Source organism: Maribacter stanieri (genome assembly GCF_900112245.1).
Lineage (GTDB): Bacteria > Bacteroidota > Bacteroidia > Flavobacteriales > Flavobacteriaceae > Maribacter > Maribacter stanieri.
On the sequence record NZ_FOYX01000001.1, the window covers coordinates 1,633,784 to 1,653,055 of the forward strand.

14 protein-coding genes are annotated in these 19,272 nt (G+C 34.9%); 6 read left to right on the forward strand and 8 right to left on the reverse strand.

All coding sequences use genetic code 11. The features are described from left to right. Window positions 1–78: 78 nt before the first annotated feature. The gene (gene purE, locus BM296_RS06965) at window positions 79–567 is read right to left on the reverse strand and encodes a 5-(carboxyamino)imidazole ribonucleotide mutase (protein ID WP_027064894.1); all 489 of its coding nucleotides are present in this window, start codon (window positions 565–567) and stop codon (window positions 79–81) included. A gap of 5 nt (window positions 568–572) precedes the next feature. Then, window positions 573–1,727: a 5-(carboxyamino)imidazole ribonucleotide synthase gene (locus tag BM296_RS06970; protein ID WP_091902396.1), complete on the reverse strand. Its 1,155-nt coding sequence runs from the start codon at window positions 1,725–1,727 to the stop codon at window positions 573–575. A 136-nt stretch (window positions 1,728–1,863) separates the two neighbouring features. On the opposite strand from BM296_RS06970, the gene BM296_RS06975 reads away from it, so the two are divergent. The 4 genes from BM296_RS06975 to BM296_RS06990 all read left to right on the forward strand — a co-directional run bounded on the left by BM296_RS06975 (window position 1,864) and on the right by BM296_RS06990 (window position 5,396). Beyond that, entirely contained in the window at window positions 1,864–2,973 is a 1,110-nt protein-coding gene (locus BM296_RS06975) for an adenylate kinase (protein ID WP_091902398.1), read from the forward strand. 59 nt (window positions 2,974–3,032) lie between these two features. Further along, entirely contained in the window at window positions 3,033–4,034 is a 1,002-nt protein-coding gene (obgE, locus tag BM296_RS06980; protein ID WP_027064891.1) for a GTPase ObgE, read from the forward strand. 12 nt (window positions 4,035–4,046) lie between these two features. Continuing rightward, window positions 4,047–4,757 (forward strand): ion transporter, encoded by a 711-nt coding sequence (locus tag BM296_RS06985; RefSeq protein ID WP_091902400.1) that lies wholly within the window; start codon window positions 4,047–4,049, stop codon window positions 4,755–4,757. Between the two features lie 120 nt (window positions 4,758–4,877). Continuing rightward, the gene (locus BM296_RS06990) at window positions 4,878–5,396 is read left to right on the forward strand and encodes a DUF4136 domain-containing protein (protein WP_091902401.1); all 519 of its coding nucleotides are present in this window, start codon (window positions 4,878–4,880) and stop codon (window positions 5,394–5,396) included. A 2-nt stretch (window positions 5,397–5,398) separates the two neighbouring features. On the opposite strand, the gene BM296_RS06995 is transcribed toward BM296_RS06990, so the two are convergent. Next, the gene (locus BM296_RS06995) at window positions 5,399–6,403 is read right to left on the reverse strand and encodes a transglutaminase domain-containing protein (protein ID WP_091902403.1); all 1,005 of its coding nucleotides are present in this window, start codon (window positions 6,401–6,403) and stop codon (window positions 5,399–5,401) included. Continuing rightward, window positions 6,403–7,134, reverse strand: a complete 732-nt coding sequence (locus BM296_RS07000) for a carboxypeptidase-like regulatory domain-containing protein (protein ID WP_027064887.1) — start codon at window positions 7,132–7,134, stop codon at window positions 6,403–6,405. Before BM296_RS07000 ends, BM296_RS06995 begins: the two co-directional genes overlap by 1 nt. Window positions 7,135–7,413: 279 nt before the next feature. Between BM296_RS07000 and BM296_RS07005 the strand changes: the two genes are divergently transcribed. After that, window positions 7,414–9,462 carry a M13 family metallopeptidase gene (locus tag BM296_RS07005; RefSeq protein WP_091902405.1) on the forward strand — a complete coding sequence of 683 codons (2,049 nt, stop codon included), beginning with the start codon at window positions 7,414–7,416 and terminating at the stop codon, window positions 9,460–9,462. 256 nt (window positions 9,463–9,718) lie between these two features. On the opposite strand, the gene BM296_RS07010 is transcribed toward BM296_RS07005, so the two are convergent. Together BM296_RS07010 and BM296_RS07015 are read right to left on the reverse strand one after the other, a co-directional pair. Beyond that, window positions 9,719–15,769 (reverse strand): alpha-2-macroglobulin family protein, encoded by a 6,051-nt coding sequence (locus BM296_RS07010; protein WP_091902406.1) that lies wholly within the window; start codon window positions 15,767–15,769, stop codon window positions 9,719–9,721. A gap of 236 nt (window positions 15,770–16,005) precedes the next feature. Beyond that, the gene (locus BM296_RS07015; protein ID WP_091902408.1) at window positions 16,006–17,148 is read right to left on the reverse strand and encodes a histidine decarboxylase; all 1,143 of its coding nucleotides are present in this window, start codon (window positions 17,146–17,148) and stop codon (window positions 16,006–16,008) included. 167 nt (window positions 17,149–17,315) lie between these two features. On the opposite strand from BM296_RS07015, the gene BM296_RS07020 reads away from it, so the two are divergent. Further along, window positions 17,316–17,768 (forward strand): Lrp/AsnC family transcriptional regulator, encoded by a 453-nt coding sequence (locus BM296_RS07020; protein WP_091902410.1) that lies wholly within the window; start codon window positions 17,316–17,318, stop codon window positions 17,766–17,768. Window positions 17,769–17,839: 71 nt separating this feature from the next. On the opposite strand, the gene BM296_RS07025 is transcribed toward BM296_RS07020, so the two are convergent. Then, the gene (locus BM296_RS07025; protein ID WP_143099055.1) at window positions 17,840–18,349 is read right to left on the reverse strand and encodes a hypothetical protein; all 510 of its coding nucleotides are present in this window, start codon (window positions 18,347–18,349) and stop codon (window positions 17,840–17,842) included. A 59-nt stretch (window positions 18,350–18,408) separates the two neighbouring features. Continuing rightward, on the reverse strand, window positions 18,409–19,170 hold the full coding sequence (locus tag BM296_RS07030) for a DUF4272 domain-containing protein (RefSeq protein WP_091902414.1): 762 nt from the start codon (window positions 19,168–19,170) through the stop codon (window positions 18,409–18,411). Window positions 19,171–19,272: the final 102 nt, after the last annotated feature.

Genomic DNA, 19,272 nt, shown 5'->3' on the forward strand with positions numbered 1-19,272 from the left:
TGCTCCGACGTTTCAGTCGAAATCTAAATAGAATTTTCAATTCAATGCTTCGTGGATTGCTCCGAGGTTGTTTACTAACTATTTACCGTTAACAGCCTTTGCGCCTTCAATTACTTTTTGCTTCAGACCTTCTTTATAAAATATAATTTTATCTAAAACGCATTTATCTGAACTGCCGATAATCTGCGCAGCTAAAATTCCTGCATTTTTAGCTCCGTTCAGCGCAACTGTTGCTACTGGTACGCCACCTGGCATTTGAAGTATAGATAAGATAGAGTCCCAGCCATCAATAGAATTACTGCTTTTTACAGGAACTCCAATTACTGGTAATGGAGACATAGACGCAACCATACCTGGTAAGTGAGCAGCGCCACCGGCACCTGCTATAATAACAGCATAACCGTTTGTGTGTGCATTTTTACTGAAATCGAATAATTTTTCTGGTGTTCTGTGGGCAGATACAATATCAACATCTACCTCTATATCAAAACCTCTTAAAATATCTATGGCTTCCTGCATTACGGGCATGTCACTTGTACTTCCCATTACTACGGCTACTTTACTCATGTTTTTTATTTTGAAATCACTTGAATTGTTTCCTTTACTTTTTCGGCAATAGCTCTTGCCTTTTCCAAATCACTATTGACTATGGTTACATGACCCATTTTTCTGAACGGTCTTGTTTGTGCTTTGCCATAAATATGAGGCGTTACTCCTTCCATGGCTAAAATCTCTTCTATATTTTTATAAACGACATCACCTGTATGGCCTTCTGCACCTACTAAATTGACCATAACACCTGCTACTTTGCTATCGGTGTTTCCTAAAGGTAAACCTAGAATACTGCGAATGTGTTGTTCAAATTGATTGGTGTAGCTGGCTTCAATACTGTAGTGCCCGCTGTTATGTGGTCTTGGGGCTACTTCGTTCACCAATATTTTATCATCTTCGGTTTGGAACATTTCAACAGCCAGCAATCCGGTAAGTCCTATTTTATTTGCTACTTTTAATGCTAATGCTCTTGCCTTTTCAGCAACTTTATCATCAATACGTGCAGGACAAATTACATACTCCACTTGGTTGGCTTCTGGATGAAATTCCATCTCTACCACTGGATATGTTTTAATTTCACCTTCAGAATTTCTAGAGACAATTACAGCTAATTCGTTTTTAAACGGAATCATAACCTCTGTAATACATTCACCTGTAGGTAACCCTTTTAAATCTGCTAAACTTCTAACGACTTTTACTCCTTGTCCGTCATAACCAAATTGAGCTACCTTCCAAACAAACGGAAATTGTAATCCTCCGTTTTCAATACTATCTTCAATTTCACTTAAGTATGCAAAACGCTGAAAATCTGCTGTAGGTATTTCATTGTCAACGTAGAATAATTTCTGTTTTGCCTTATTTTGAATAATACGCAACGCTTTTGGTTGCGGATATACTTTTACTCCTTCATCTTCTAATTTCTCTAAAGCATCAAGATTTACGTTTTCTATCTCTATGGTTAGCACATCTACGTCTTTACCAAAATTGTATACCGTATCAAAATCTAATAGACTGCCTTGTGCAAATTCATTACACGACATTCTACTTGGTGCTTCAGAAGAAGCATCTAGAACTTTGGTGTAAATATCCCATTTTCGTGTTTCGTACAACATCATTTTACCTAGTTGACCACCACCTAAAATGCCTAATTTAAAACCTGAAGAAAAATAATCCATATAATTGTTGCTTTGGGCAGTTGAAAAAACGCCTTAAGTACTACAAAAATACGGTTAAATCTTAGAAACCAATTCCTTTCTAATCAAAAACACAAGGCAATACCTTATCTTTGCAAACCTTGATAATTTATGAAAATTGATACAAATTCACGACAAGTTTTTTAAACCTTTTCTAAGCGAATCTGAAATTCAGCAGGCCATTAAAACGGTTGCCGACCAAATTGCAGCGGATTATAAAGACGAGACTCCCATTTTTGTGGGTGTCTTAAACGGGTCTTTTATGTTCGTTTCTGATTTGATGAAAGCTTACCAACACCCTTGTGAAGTTTCTTTCGTAAGACTAAGTTCTTACCAAGGCTTAACATCTACGGGTATTGTTGAAACGTTATTAGATGTACCAGAAAATATAGAAGGGCGCAGTGTTATTATTTTAGAAGATATAATCGATACAGGGCGTACCTTGCAGAAATTAGTTCATTTATTTTCAAAGACAAAAGTTAAAGAGTTTAAAATTGCAAGTCTTTTTTATAAGCCAGATGTGTACAAAGGCGAATACGCCATTGATTATTTTGGCTTGGCTATACCTGATAATTTTATTGTAGGTTATGGTCTTGATTATAAAGAGCAAGGAAGAAATTTAAAAGAAGTATACCAACTAAACCAGAAACATATGATTAATCTTGTACTCTTTGGTAAACCAGGAGCCGGCAAGGGCACGCAAGCACAATTCCTAAAAGAAAAATACAATTTAATGCATATCTCTACCGGAGATGTTTTTAGATTTAATATCAAAAACGGAACGGAGTTAGGTACTTTGGCAAAGTCATATATCGACAAAGGTGAATTGGTGCCAGATGAAGTAACAATTAAAATGTTACAGGAGGAAGTAGAGAAAAACTCAGATGCTGACGGATTTATTTTTGACGGTTTTCCAAGAACGGCTGCTCAGGCAGAAGCTTTGGATAATTTCTTGGAATCTAAGGATATGAGTGTAAATGCTACCATTGCACTAGAAGCAAATGATGAAATTTTAATAGAGCGTCTTTTAGAGAGAGGTAAGGTTAGTGGTAGAACTGATGATCAAGATGTCGTTAAGATTAGAAATCGTTTCGATGAATACAACGAAAAGACAACACCCGTAAAAGAATTTTACGAAGCTCAAGGTAAGTTTCATAGCGTAAACGGTATTGGTACTATTACTGATATCACTGAACGCTTAACGAAAGTAATCGAAGGCTTAAAATAATATAGAAACTCTTATGTCAACCATAGGTTTGATGAAGATTTTGAACTGAAAGAATAGCAATGACCGAAGGTAATTTTGTTGACTACGTAAAAGTGGGTTTGACTTCTGGTAAAGGAGGCAAGGGATCTGTGCATTTGCATCGTGAAAAATTTATTACCAAAGGTGGTCCTGATGGTGGTGATGGTGGTCGTGGAGGTCACATTATTGTTCGAGGCAACGAAAACCTTTGGACATTAATAAATTTTAAATACACGAAACATTTTAAAGCCGGTCATGGTGCCCACGGTAGTAAAAGCCGTAGTACAGGAGCAGATGGTGAAGATGTGTATTTAGATGTGCCGTTGGGTACAGTGGTTAAAGATTTTGAAACCAAGGATGTCCTTTTTGAAATTACTGAACATGGTGAGGAGAAAATTCTGCTACAAGGTGGTATGGGCGGTCGTGGTAACTGGCATTTTAGAACATCTACAAACCAGACGCCAAGATATGCCCAACCGGGTATGGATGGTTTAGAAGGTGAATTTTTGTTAGAACTTAAGGTTCTTGCTGATGTAGGTCTAGTAGGTTTCCCAAATGCTGGTAAGTCTACTTTATTATCTGTAATAACATCTGCAAAGCCAAAAATTGCCGATTATGAGTTTACTACTTTAAAACCTAACTTAGGTATTGTAGAATATCGCGACTTTAAGAGTTTTGTAATGGCAGATATTCCTGGTATTATAGAAGGTGCTGCAGAAGGTAAAGGTTTAGGACATTATTTTCTAAGACATATTGAACGTAACGCCAACTTGCTATTTTTAATACCTGCGGATAGTAAAGACATCAGTAAAGAATACGAGATTTTACTTGATGAGTTAAGACGCTACAATCCTGAGTTGTTAGATAAAGAACGACTTATTTGTATCTCTAAAAGCGATATGCTAGATGAGGAACTTATGGATGAAATGAGAGAAGAACTCAATAAAGATTTAAACGGCACTCCGTTTATGTTTATATCATCTGTAGCACAAATGGGTATTGTGGAATTAAAGGATAAGCTTTGGGCAATGCTTAATTCATAATAATTAGATAGGATGAAACAGTATTTAAAAAATATTGTTGAAATTAATGACAATAGGAAAAGTAGAATTTTCGCCTATTTTATTCAAATTTTAATCTTTGTTTCAATACTATCTTTTTCATTTGAAACCGTTCCGGATCTTGAACCATCAACCAGAAAAATTTTAAGGATAATTGAGGTTTTCTCCGTTATCATCTTTACAATTGAGTATGTATTACGTATTTACGTTTCAGACAAGAAAAGTAAATTCATATTCAGCTTTTTTGGAATTATCGATTTTCTGGCAATTCTTCCATTTTACTTATCATTAGGTGTAGATTTAAGATCACTTAGAGCCCTAAGGTTTTTGAGGTTGTTCCGTATACTTAAATTAATGCGCTACAATAAAGCTATTGAGCGTTTTTCCAGAGCTATTAGTTTAGCAAAAGAGGAAGTGTTGTTATTCTTAATCGTTACGTTAATCTTAATATATTTTTCGGCTGTAGGTATTTACTACTTTGAACATGAGGTTCAACCAGAAAATTTCGCTTCTATTTTTGATAGCCTTTGGTGGGCAATTATAACACTTACTACAGTTGGGTATGGCGATGTTTACCCTATAACCGTTGGTGGTAAAGTTTTCACTTTCTTTATTTTAATGATAGGGTTAGGTATTGTAGCAATACCTACAGGTATTATTTCTTCTGCGCTAACAAAATCTGTTGATAAAACAGAAGAGAAATAATAATTAGTGAGATGTTTGGCTATAGAAAAGCATAGTTCAATGCTTAACGCTTAATCGAATACCTTCTTAAAAATATATTTTACGATTTTATTTTCTTTAATTTTAAGAAAATCCAATTTCATGAGAATTTTTCTATTTAGTATAATATTAATCGTTTTGACCTCTTGCGGAGCTGCAAAAGTTGATTATGATTACGACAGTCAGACAGATTTTACTTCTTACGCTACTTATAATTATTTTAATGACATGGAAACTGGCTTGAGCGAGTTAGATGAGAAAAGGTTAATGGAGGCAATGGATGCAACGCTTGGTGAAAAAGGATACATGTTTGCAGAAGAACCAGATGTTTTTATTAATATAAAAAGCACTGTCTTTAAATCTCAACAAGGGAATAATGTTGGCGTAGGTTTAGGTGGTGGTAACCGTGGTATCGGTGGTGGAGTTTCTATTGGTATTCCTGTTGGCGGACCAAAGCTTACTCGTGAGCTACAGATAGATTTTGTAGATTCTAATAAAGATATGCTTATTTGGCAAGCAATAAGTGAAAGCCCTTTTCGTGAAGGTGATACTCCTGCAGAAAAAGCAGAAAAGCTACAAGCTGTTGTAGATAAGATATTCAGTAATTACCCGCCAGAATGAAGTTATTTTACTTTAACAACATAGGTTGCAATTAAGTTATTGTCAGTAGAAACATGTACATCATACAAGCCTTTCTTTTCAAAATTCTGAACTAAACTTATTTCATTTGCGTTTCTAATTATTGTAGGGTTACTTTCTTTTTGAATACCGCCTCTGTTGAGTGACAGTTGTATTTTCCCATTAAAATTATCTGATACATATAATTTAAAGGTTATGGATTCTCCCTTTTTTATCTGATTATGCATTGCTAGAGGTGATACTGGTGTTATTGATTCAAGAAAAGCCTCTTTATAAATAACAGGTCCTTCCATAAAAGTGGTTAAAGCGTTATCATCTACTAGCGCTATTTCTCTTTTTGTAATTGGAAAATGATTTTTTGCGAACAATATTGGGTCAGCAAGAAAATAACCATCGAAATAATCAGGTTGAAAAAGAGGCGTCCCATTTATTAGCATAGTTTGTCCTGCAGACCACGTGGCATCGCACAAATACCGCTTGCCATTTATCTCAATACTATTCCATGAGTGGTTGGGCATACTTTCCGCATCTAATAGCAACGTTGGTGTACGCCCATATCCATTAATAATATTACATTTAAAACCTGCTAGGGTAGCCATTTCCTTAATCAAATATGCATATCCTGTACAAGCTGTTTTTTGTTCTTTTAACAACTTTTCAAAGACTTTTGGAGTTATGCTAGTATTCCAATTTAAAAAGGCCTGTGTGTCATCGGCAAACTTTTTGCGTTTATGACTTATTTTTAAATAGGAAGAATAATCATTCTCAATGTTTGAACTTACCCATGTGTAAATAGCTCTAAACTTTTCTACATCGGTATTTAATGATGTCGTCAAATTATGAGTTAGCACTGGTAAATTCTTTAGACTGGCTTCTTTGTAATATGTAGCAATGCTATCTGCCTTCTTAAAATCTATAGGATTAAAGTCTGAGCGTTGCGCAAAGCAGGCTAATGAAAAAAATAAAGTAATTAATACAATGATTTTCATTATTTAAAAATGTCTCCAATCTTTTGAAAAATATTTCTTTTGCTTTTATAAGCACCGCCAATTACGATATCTCCCATTAATTCAACATCATAGGTGTCAAACGTAATATTGATATCAATGGTAGAAGAAACACTAGGTAATACCTTGTATGTTTTAGTTTCATAACCAATAAAACTAAAAACCAAAATATCATTTTCTTTTAATTGTTGAGGGAATTCAAACTTACCATCAAAATCTGTTTGTGTGCCTACCGTAGTTCCTTTTAAAATAACATTTACACCTGGTAGGGGTTCATTTGCTTCATCTAATATGGTGCCGCCTAACGTATATTTTTCTTGATACTTTACCATCATGCCCATGACATTCTCTTGTTGATTAGAAACAATTTCAATTGGTGGTTCTATACTTGCAGTTTCTTGTGCTTTAACCTCTGTTGTGCACAATGCTAATAGGGATAAACCCATCATACCTATTCCTTTTGTTAGTATTGAATTGTTCATAGTGTAATGCGTATTTGTTTCATAAGATTTTAGTTGCGATGATTTGAACTTGCCACAGGTTTTTTTACTTGTTGAATTTAGATATCGTACAAGTTCTTGATCCGAAAAGTTGGTGAAATCAATGACTTCTTTTTGGCAACTAGCACAAAATCCGCCTTTATCGGTTTTACTAAAATTAGCGAAATTTTCTTTACATGGTTCTTTTACGTCAATTGTTAATGAGCTTTTCATAATACAGTGGTTTTATATTTATAGGTCTAAAGTATTATGGACCGTATTCTTATAAAACTAGTAATGAGTGTAAGGGCTCTTTGGGTGAGTTAACTTCAACTAACCATTTATTTTAAAGTTTTTAAATAATCTTTTCATTAGGTAAATGGGTCGTAATCAAATGTTAATGTTGTTAAATGGTTGTGTAAATAAATGTATAGAAATTAAAATCCTGTTATTTTTGTAACAAAAATCAATATAAGCGTCTTATTGATTTAGACGTTTAAACTAACTCACAAAATGAAAAAGATTTATTTATTTGCTGCCGGTTTGGTAGCCTTGGCTTCTTGTAAAGAGGAAGCAAAACCTACTCCTGAAGTAGAAAAAATTCCGGGTATTGTTCTAGCGAACATGGATACGACCCAAAATCCAAAATCAGATTTCTATAATTATGTGAATGGAAATTGGATGAAGTATACTGAAATTCCTGACGATAGAACTAGTTGGGGTGGTTTTAGTGTGCTTCGTAAATCTACCGATGACGATGTGCTAAAAATTTTAGCGACAGCTAAAGAAAGTGGAAATTATGCTGCCGAAACGGATCAAGCAAAAGCTCTGGCAATTTTTGATACAAAGTTAGATTCTGCTGCTAGAAACAAAGCAGGTATTACTCCGTTACAACCAGCATTGGATGCAATTGCTTCGGTTTCTAATTTAAAGGACTTACAAACAGTATTGGCGACCAATGCTGCCGTGTCTTCTCCTTTTATAAATATTGGGGCTGGTGCAGACTTAAATAATAGTAGCATGAATGCTGTTTATTTAGGTGCTAACGGTTTAGGTCTTCCTGATCGTGATTTTTACTTAGAAGAAGATGAGAAATCTGTAGAAATTCGTGAAGAATATAAGAAGCACGTATCTAAAATGTTACAAAGATTAGGGGATTCTGAAGCGGATGCAACTAAAGCTGCCGAGAAAATTCTTGCTATGGAGACGCAATTAGCGGAACCTCGTTTAAATAAAGTAGAGCGTAGAGATGCTAGAAACTATAACAACCCTAGAACAATTGCAGAGGTTGATAAGATGTTATCGACCATTGATGTAAATAAATTTATTAGCGATTTAGGTATTACTAAAAAGTTCGATACGCTTTTGGTAACTCAGTTGAGGTATACCGAAGCTTTGGATAAGTTTTTAAAAACAACTCATATCGAAGATATTAAGACTTTAGTACGATGGGATACATTTAATAGTGCTGCCGGAAAATTAACGATTGATATTGAAACTGCAGATTGGGAATTTTATAGCAAATACCTAAGAGGAGCAAAAGAACAACGTGCTGCAGACGAGCGTGCACTTGCAACTGTAAATGGTACAGTAGGTGAAGCACTGGGTCAATTATATGTTGATGCAAAATTTCCGCCTGAAGCAAAGGCTAAAGCTGAATTAATGATTGCGAATGTAATCGATGCTTTCAAAGAACGTATCTCTGTTTTAGATTGGATGAGCGATTCTACAAAAACAAAAGCTATTGAGAAGCTAGATAAGTTTACCGTTAAGATTGCTTACCCAAATAAGTGGGAAGATTATTCTACTATGGAAGTTTCTGCAGATAAATCATACTTTGAGAATATGACTGCGGTTAACAAATGGGGAGAATTGAAGAATTACTCAGAAATTGGTGAGCCTGTTGATAAAACAGAATGGGGAATGTCTCCACAGACTGTAAATGCATACTTCAATCCATTGAACAATGAGATTGTTTTTCCGGCTGCGATTTTACAACCACCTTTCTATAACTATACTGCTGATGAAGCTGTAAATTATGGAGGAATTGGTGCTGTTATCGGACATGAAATTTCTCATGCTTTTGATGATAGTGGTTCTCGTTTTGATGCTGATGGTAATCTTAAGAACTGGTGGACAGAAGCAGATTTAAAAGCCTTTACAGAAAGAGCTGATGCTTTAGCGGTACAGTATGATAGCGTTATGGTATTACCAGATGTTTATGTAAACGGAAAATTTACTCTTGGGGAGAATATTGGAGATTTAGGTGGATTGTTGGGTGCTTATGACGGACTTCAGAAATACTATGCTGAAAATGGTCGTCCTGAAGATATAGATGGCTTTACGGCTGAACAACGTTTCTTTATGTCTTGGGCTACAGTTTGGAGAACTAAGAGTAGAGATGAAGCTTTAAGAACTCAGATTAAAACTGACCCACACTCTCCTGGTATGGTAAGAGCAACACAACCTTTATTGAATATTCAAGAGTTTTACGATGCTTTTGATATTAAAGAAGGTGACGCTATGTATTTAGCTCCTGAAAAGAGAGTTAGTATTTGGTAGATTATTTTTTATTAAAGACGAAAAGGGCGCTACTATGTAGCGCCTTTTTTTTGTATTCAGATGTTAAATTGAGCTCAGTCGAAATGCTTTGATATCTAGTATGCTAAAGTTATCTACTAAGCTCGTAATGACAATCTGTCTATTTTAAATCGTCTTTGAGAGGAGCTTTTCGCGACGTGGTAATCTGTTTGTCATTAGTAGCATGGGGGTTTAAGTCAACCAATAATCAGATTACTTCACTTTGTTCGTAATGACGTTAGTTTTCAACCGAAACTCTTACTCCTTCACTATGGCTACTAAATTCTGGAGCATACATACTTTCAATGGTAGTAATGCCATTACTGAAATTACCGGCATTGTTTACACGAATATCATACTCAAAAACATAAACACCTTTTGGTACATAGTCAAAGAAGAAATTTGTGCTCGCATCTTTGGTACTTTCATAATACCCTAAGCCGTCTTGCCATTTGTATCTAGAAATAACATTTACAGGTTCAAAACCTGCAGCTCTCATATCTTTCATATGAATGAATTCCATATCTCGGTCAGACCTTAATTCGATACGAATTCGAACTAAATCGCCAACTTTTAAAGTAGTGTCATCCGTGATTTCTGAAATTACCTCACCTGTAGCTGTATTCTTTTTTAAGAAGAGTTTCTTCTTTAATTGAAGCGGAGTCTTGGCACTGGTGATTTTATCCAAGTCTTCAAAATATTGCCAGTATAAAGCTCCCCAAGCAATTCCGTTTCCTTTTTTACTGATTTGAATTTCACTCATTTTTGGAGTTACTTCGTTGCCATTCCAAGAGGTTTTAAAGTACCCGGTGCCAGCTTCTATTTTTACATTTTCTAAAGTAGAAGGGTCTAGTTGTTTTCCGCCCACCAAAACCTCAACAGCATCGGTAACGGATAACCAATCGCTACCCTGTAATAGCAATGCGTAGACCGCTTCGGTAGTTGCTTTAGTTGTGCTCCATTGATTGGTCTGCTTATTTTTAAGTAACCATATTTTAAGGTTGTCAACTGTTTCAATATCTGCTGGTTTAATTTCAGAAAAAGCTTCAATCAGTATAGATTGAGTTTCAATAGGCGCTTGGTGCCAAAACCATGAACTCGTATTACTTTTCCAGTACATACCCAATTCATCGCTGGTGATACTATTTTCTTCTAACCCTCGTAAAATCTTAGAAGCTGTATTTGGGTCTTCCATACGATGCAAGGTTAATGCCAGCATGCCTTGAGCATATAAGCCTCGAGATTTCCAATACTTTTGAGCTTGTTTTATATAGTACGTTGTAATTTCTTCTACTTTCTTAGAGGTTTTAATATCAGGAAAAAAGCTACGCATATATAGATAATGAACTTGATATGCGCTCAAGTGATCATCATTTATGTTCGTAGTATGTTTTTTCATTTCCTCATATTCTTTCACAAACTCATTGTCCAAGTATTTCATGGCTTTCGAAACCATTTGTGCTTGTTTATCAGCTGTAGGCGATGCAATATTTAAATGATTTAAATGTCCCATACCGGTAACGATATGTTGTGTTATGTACCGGTTGTCTGGACCACCATTAAACCATGCCCATGCACCATTAGAGTTTTGATTTTGACTTAATTTATTTAAAGCAGACAATTGCTCGTTCTTCATCTTGTTCAAATTGAACAATAAGCCTATTCGTTTCTTTTGCTCGGTTTCAGATTGTGCGTCACGTAACCAAGGAGTTTCTTGAATTAAAAGTGATTTCAATTCTTGATTCTTTTCTAGATTACTGAGCAATGCATCTGAATTTGTCCACTGTTTAAATACGGCTTGAATTCTTGGGTTGCTATTGGTTATGTGGCTAGCCAAGCTATTTGCGTAATATCTAGAGAACGTTTGCTCATTGCAATCGTATGGATACTCCATTAGGTATGGAAGAGCCTGCACAGCGTACCAAGCAGGGTTAGAAGTCATTTCTAATGTTAGTTTATGATGTTTTAAACTGGTTGAAGAAACATTCTTTAGCTTATCTAGCGTAAATGTCTTTGATTGATTGCTTCTAATCCACATTGGTAGCGTTTCTGTTACCAAAGTTCTGTTAGAAAGTACGGGTAGCATATTTTGTTCCCCATCAGAGAAATCACCTGCCTTTGCTATGATCTTATATTGAACGGACTGTAATCCTTCAGGAATTATCAATCTCCATGACACTTGGGTGTTACCAAGAGAATCAACGGTAAATGAAGTTTGTTCATTGACTGAGGTCAACAACTGACCTGAAATATCATCTCCCGTTAAAGCATCGGTCAATTCTAATTTTGCCTGACCAGAAAGATTTTTCTCCGTTAGATTAGCAATTTTAGTGCTTATGGTAATTTCGTCTCCTTCCCTTAAAAATCTTGGAGCATTGGGTGTTACCATTAACTCCTTTTGGGTGACCGTTGTTAAGTTGGTTATAGCACTTTCTAATTCTTTGGTATGTGCCAACAGTTGTAGGTTCCAGCGTGTTAATGCTTCAGGTGTGGTAAAATTAAAAGATACGTTCCCTTCCTTGTCCGTTTGTAATTTTGGAAAGAAAAAAGCAGTTTCTTGAAGATTTTTTCGAATGATTACCGAATCGAAATCTTGAGGTTCTTCATCTTTCTCTGGTTCTGTAATTTCAATGCCAGCTGCGTTCCCTTCTAATTTGCTTTCTATTTCAGTTGCTGCATATCCAACAACTACATTTTCTTCTAGTTCAAGATCATCCGCCATCATTCTATTGGCAACTGGTGCGGCAGTCTTATATAATCTACGGGATGAATTAAACATTCCTCCAGAAACAAAATTAAGACCAAACCAATCGAATGAATCAAAATTTAGCATTGGATAACTCAAATTATTGGAGTGTGGAAATGTATAGAAATTACTTATCGTAAAACTATGCTGTGCGTTTGTTCTTATTTGTGAATAATAATTGGGTTTACTCAGCGGATAAAAACTCCAATAGTGTGGTCTAAATTGATCTAGAGACGCATCGTACATATTGGCTAAAAGCTCTGCACTTACTTTTTCCCCTCTTGTACCTTTAACTTTAAAAGACCAAGTTTCATCAATGCCAGGAGCTATTTTATCTCTAAACGTCATTGTTTCTATTTGTAAATCTGTTGCAGGGTAGGGTACAAGTATAGAATGTCTATTAGATTTAAAATTATTAGCAAAAGCATAGCTGTAGTTAACAACAAATCCGCCCAAATCATTTTCTGTAACCGGTATTGAAATGGATTTAGAATTATTATTTAATGTAATTACCATAGCATCTGCTACTTTATGGTCTTTTTCGACAACTACGGTAATGTTTACATTTTTAGCGCTAGAAAGAAATGTTACCTGCGCGGTATCGCCTATTTTATATTTTGCTTTGTCAGTTTTAATATGAAATAATTGATTATCGGCTAAGGTATTCTCATTACCTGTAAATGTGATAATGGCAACATCTTTTACCTTTTGTCCAAATTTATCTTTAGAACTTAACTCTAATCTGTATTTTCCAGATTGCCAGTTTTTAGTCTTTCCGAAACTTAATTCTTTAGATTTACCCGTGTCAAAATTAGACTGCCACACTATTTTACCTTTCTCCCAATGGTTTGGGTCGTCTTCATTTTTAAAAGCATCATGAGGGTAAAATGTTTTGAATTCTTCTTTTGTAAAGCCTGCATAATCTGGGGCTGGCCATGGTCTAGTACGTAATACGTATTCTGGAGCTTGTAATTTATATAACTTTACTTCACCTGTAGCGGCAACAAATTCACCATTTAAATTGGTGGAGTTTATATTGAGAATATTATCCTTAACTGTTTTATCAATTGTTTCAGGTAGTATTAAATTGACATTTAGGGCGTGATAGCCTACTGCAACATTGGTAACCGTGCTTCTAGTTTCGCCATTTAAATCGGTTACATCTGCAGAAACTTCATAATTAAATGTGGGTAAACTTTCTTTGTCTAGACTGGTGTTTGGTATGGCTTTAAAAGTGATTTCAAAATTACCATTAGAATCGGTAGTAGTTTCCCCTTGGGTTATTTCTTGCGGCGAGCCGTTGTAATAAGATCTAGACCAATAATACCATCTTGGTAAATTCACTATTCTTTTTACACGGTATACAACTTTTGCATCAGAAATGGCACTACCTGCATATGCGGTAGCTTTCCCGGTAACCAAAACACTATCATTAACCTTGTAAGTCTGGGTAACAGGTTCAAAATTGGTTTCGAACTTAGGGCGTTTGTATTCCTCTACCGAAATACTAGTGTAGCCATTTAAACTAACCTCGTCTGAATAGGTGTGTAGTGAAAACTGACCTGTGAGTCCGGAATTTGGGAGCATAAATTCTCCGGAAACAGAACCGTATTCATTTGTGGTCAAATAAAGTGACTCTATTTCTTGTCCGTTAACATCGTTTAGGTCTATCTGTATTTTTTTATTTGCTAAAACTTGCGATACTCCATCATCTTGGCGAATGGCAATAGCTTTAAAATATACAGGTTGCCCTGGTCTATAAATACTTCGGTCAGTAAATAAAAAACAAGTATAGTTAACATTCTTCTGGTTTTGGTTATAGCTTCTATTAATGTAATAGTTGTCAAAATAGGCGGTTTCTTTGTCTTTTTTTACTGTAATGTCTACACTGCTCCAGCTATCTTTAGTTTTTGCAATGGTGATAGAACCGTTCTTGCCAGTGCTATAAGTTTTGTTTTTTAAGGCATCATTATAATTTTTTCGGTAGGTAAAAATAACTTCTGCACCAGATATTGGTTTTCCGTTATTACGGTCAATGACTTGGTAATATTGATGCGAATTGGTTTGCGTTTCTACCAAGGCTAAATCTGTTATTTCAACAGAGGTGTAACTTAATATGTCCCTTTTACCATCTTTAGCTTCGGCAACTATAATATAGTCTCCATTTTCTAAAGCTGGCATAGAAACTTCTGTACTATGCGATTGATAATCGTTTTCAGTTTTTAATGTTGCCGACCAAGATTTAACTACAGGCAAATCTTTAATGAAAGTTTCTTTCTTAGAATCGTTGTAAAGCTCTTCTAGCTGTTTTATTTGCTTTCTATTGATTTTACGAGCGCTAAAATTAAGATTTACAATATTTTTATAATTGACTAGAATACGGCTCAAGGTATTTGTAGAAATGTACTTTTCAGCAGTCAGGTAAATGTTCGGTTCTGTTATTTGAGATTTTAGAACTACACATTTTTCCGCTCCTAAACTGTCAGGATATCTTGCAATTACAATATCACAAAGAGCAATTGCTTTTTTCAATTTCCATTGCTGCTCAGTATTGGTTTCTGGGGAATAGGTATTTCCCAGTTGTTGATACCGTTGGGCTATTTCATATGTGTATAATCCAGAGAGCGGACTATGCTTTATATTTTCTGCTGAATTTTGAAGTACCTCTAAAAATAATGCATCCTTACTGGAGAACGTAGCATTTTTATGAATGAAGCGTAGTCGCTCAATATCAACCAACACTAATGGGTGAATATTTGGGTTGCCAAAATGAAATGCTACAAGTTCTTGGTAAATACTTAGAGCCTTAGCTTGAAGAGATGTTGTTTCTTGAGCTTTAAAATCAATAAAACTAGAAGTATATGCCTCGCATAAAATAGATGGGTCATCAATTTCAAAAGCGTCTACCGGTTTGTTGATGGAGTTTTCGCTAGTTGTATAAAAACTCAGTGCAGTATGTGCCAATAGGTCAAAAAGGGATGGTCTATAAATTCGGTTTTCCTCTTTTATGTGCAGAATATATTCGAAATCGGAAATAGGTTGGTTCTGAGTTTCGCTTGAATATTCTAGCGAAGCTGAGAAATGTTGGTCTATTTCTTTGAATAGCGTATCTAGGTCCCATGTTCTAAAGTCTACTGAATCTACTTTGGTTTCAGTAGTTGTTCTATTGTAAAATTGATATCTATTATATTGATAGTACTGCCAGTATAGGTTCGCTAAATAACTGTGTAATATGCTTTTGGTAACATTATCTGCGGATGCAATTTCTAGCTTAAAATCATTTACAATGCTCAATTCGGCATCCTCTTCAAGCGTTTTTATAAATTTTGATTTATAAAGGAGCGATTTTATGACTTGCGTATCGTCGCCTTCTTTTTTTGCCTTTGTAGAAATAATTTCAACCAATTTTAACGCCGATTTGGTTTGGTTTTCAAACTCATAATCATCAACCTGTTTCCAAAGTTGATCGAATGAATTATTTTCTTGGGCATTACCAAATTGTAAAAACATAAATACGGTTAGAATTAGATATAGCTTTTTCATCATAGTAAAATTACAATACAAAACTGTGCCAAATAAATAATAGGAACAATGAATAATGAGGGAACTGTGGTTTTGGGTTAGTTATGTGAACAAACGGTTATAATTCTTAAAAATAAAATTATTTAGATTCTTTTACTACAGTTTAGATGTTATAGGTTGGTTGCAAATTCAAAAAAAACACCCCATTTTGCTAATTAGCAAAATGGGGTGTTTTATAAATGTTTAAAACCTTTAAATTAATCTTGAAGCTCCAATTCGTTAAGATTAGGTATTGCTTCAGGTTTATTTTCTTTCACTAAATCTTTTATGAATTCATCAATTTGAGACTTGTTAACGTTAGGCATACAAATAACATGTGTTATATCATCTGTAGCCAATTGCCATTTCTTTTTAATAGCATCAGATACTTTAGGAAGTACAACGGTAATAGCACCTTTATTGGTCCAGGCGTTAATTCCTATTTTTTGTAATTCTTCTTTACAATACTCTGCTGTCTCTAAACTATGACGGTACCGTGCTTCTAGACCTTTTACGCCCATTTTCTTAATGGCATACCATAAAAATAACGGACTGTGTCCATTTCTAGAACCTGTAATGGTGGTATCTAAAGAACCTATATAAGAAATACCTCTTGCAATTCTATCTCGTAAAGAACGCTTAGCTATAATAACGCCCGATGGAAAAGGAGAACCAATAAATTTATGACCACTAATAGAAATACTATCGGCTCCGTCTTGAAAATCAAAAGGAATGCGTGGTTCTATAAATGGACCATACGAACCAGCTAACGCAGCATCACAATGAATGTAATGATTTTGAATGGCTAGCTTTTTCAGAATTTTTTTCACTTTAGAAACATCATCCTTCGCCTCGGTCATGGTAGTGCCGAATGTGGTAAGGATAATTGCCGGTTTGTCTCGGTTTAATTGTAAGGTGTTTTCAAGATCTTCATAATCTAACTCCCCATTTTCTTGAGCTCTAATAGTAATGCTAGGCAAGTTTAATAAATGAATATTCTTCTTAACGCTATAATGTGTAGATTCAGAAAAATACACCATTGCCTTAGGGTGAGATTCCCTAGCCAAATACAATCCGTAAAGATTACTTTCAGAACCACCATTGGTAACATAGCCCCAAAAATCAGTAGGGTCTGCTCTAAATAATTTAGCGAAAAAGTCAACTACTTCTCGCTCCATTTCATGTGTTTGAACCTTATAGGTATTATCCTCATATGGGTCACCAACATTGTTTATGGGGTGCTTTAAAAATTCGTATAATCTTGAATAATCAAAATCCTTTGCTACTGGGTAACCTATAACTTTATCCTTCTCTTGAATTAGTTTGGTTAACAGCTCATCTATCTGTTGATCGTTATTCATATTCTTTGTATTTATATGCGTATTTTAATATGGTAAAATTACAATTACTCGTAATATTTTACTTTATTTAATCATAATACAGAATATTGAACTGTTATATTTATTTTTACAGTAATTAATAACTGTTTGATGTAGGTTTAATTTAGATAACAGAAAAATAAACTAGTATGGATAGTATCGATAGTAAGATTTTGATGCAATTGCAAGAAAATGCAAAGCAAAACACCAAAGAAATAGCAGCTAAAGTCGGACTTAGTGTTACCCCTACTTATGAAAGAATTCGGAAATTGGAACAAGCAGAGGTTATAAAATCTTATGTTGCCTTACTTGACAGAACCAAAATAGGAAAAGAGCTTATTGCTTATTGCCACGTGACACTATCTAAGCAGCAGAAAAAATTAGCGGATAGCTTTAAAAAGGAAATATTGTTACTGCCAGATATTATGGAATGCCATCAAGTATCCGGTAATTTTGATTACCTATTAAAAATTGCTGTAGATGATATAGCTGGGTTTCATGAATTTATAAATGAGAAGCTATCTATAATTAATGGTATTTCTACCATACACAGTTCATTCGTATTAAACTCGGTAAAAGATAGTACTGCTTATAATATTTAGACGATTTTCTCTTTTACTGGTTTATGCCAGTATATAATCAGAACTTTTTGGGTAAAGTGTTATAGGGTTGATTATGGAACTGCTATAAAGTACTTTCCTTCTAGTGGTTCATCTTGCCAAAACGCTTGTTCAAAAGTCCAATAGGGATTGTCCTCGTACAATACATGGTAATCTCCCCAAGTACATTGAAAGGCATACGTTTCTTGTGTATCAATATTAATAACTTTTCCGAAAAGATACGCACTTGTGGTACCACTTACTTTACCGGTATGTAGTTCTGCTTTATCAATTGTTACTTCTGTGCCAATAGGTAGTTCAGCAAGAACTTCTAAATCAGAGTTCATTCCAAAACTATTCCCATCCTCTAAATGAAATGTGTAGTTTCCCTTTATAGGAATACCTGGATACTTCAAAATTAAAGTAGGTTTCTTGGTAACGATTTTCTTATTTACAATTTCTAAAAATGGTTTTTCACTAGAAACATCTCGGTATTTAGGTCTAAAAACTAAATAGAATATAACAGCCAAAGCCCCTATACCTAGCACCAAAAATATTCCACAGCCTATTGCCATTTTTTTCAAACCTTTAAATTTTAAGTCGTTGGTAGCTACTAAATATAAGATATGTAGATTATATGCGCTTAAGTGCTCAAATCAGTATTTTCCCAGCTATCACCATTAGATACCATAAATGTTAAAGAATGTCTGCGTTCATGAATTACTCCACCATTACCCATTGGGTCAAAACCATTTGGTACGGTGTCGCTTCCCATTTGGGCACTTCGTACCGCATTATGTAAACAATAGAACAAATCTTCTTTTTGCATCAGTTTTTCTTCTGAAACTGTTTCTTGGTTTTTAATCCAATCTGCAATATTTTCATCTAACGGGCAGGTAAAATCAGAAAGAATCTCTTGCATTTGTTCACCAGTCATCATTTGCCCTGATATCTCTGGTTCCTTATATCCAAAGTACCATGCTAATGGCCAGGCATTTTCAAATTTCCATCCAATGGCGTTTCTTGCTTGTTCATCGTCTCTTGCAACATTTAAAATTGAAGTTTCTTCTTCGGTCATTGCATCGGTAAGACCGTTTCGTTGTATGAAGTCGAGAATTCTTTCGTCCGATAAATTTTCTGGTGGTACCATTAACCAAAGCACTAAAGCCTTTATGGCATGTAACCGATTTGCTATTTCTAATGAAGGGCGTAGTGATCTTCCAAGTTCAGTTGGTAATGAACGTACAGGTGCAAACCCTGCAGCGGCAGATATGGCTAAATTGTTTCGTCTTAAATCGGTCATCCAAGCTACCTCCGCAGGTGTTTCTTGAACATTATCTTTTTTAGGTTCTGGTTTTTGTTCGTTACTTTCTTTTGAACCGAATAGTTTTTTGAATAAACTCATGCTATGCTAATTAATGTGATTTTAGTACAACGCTTTTGCTTCCATCAAATTGGATAGTGATTATAATTTTTTTCAGGGAAACTTTACGCGGTTATTTTGAAC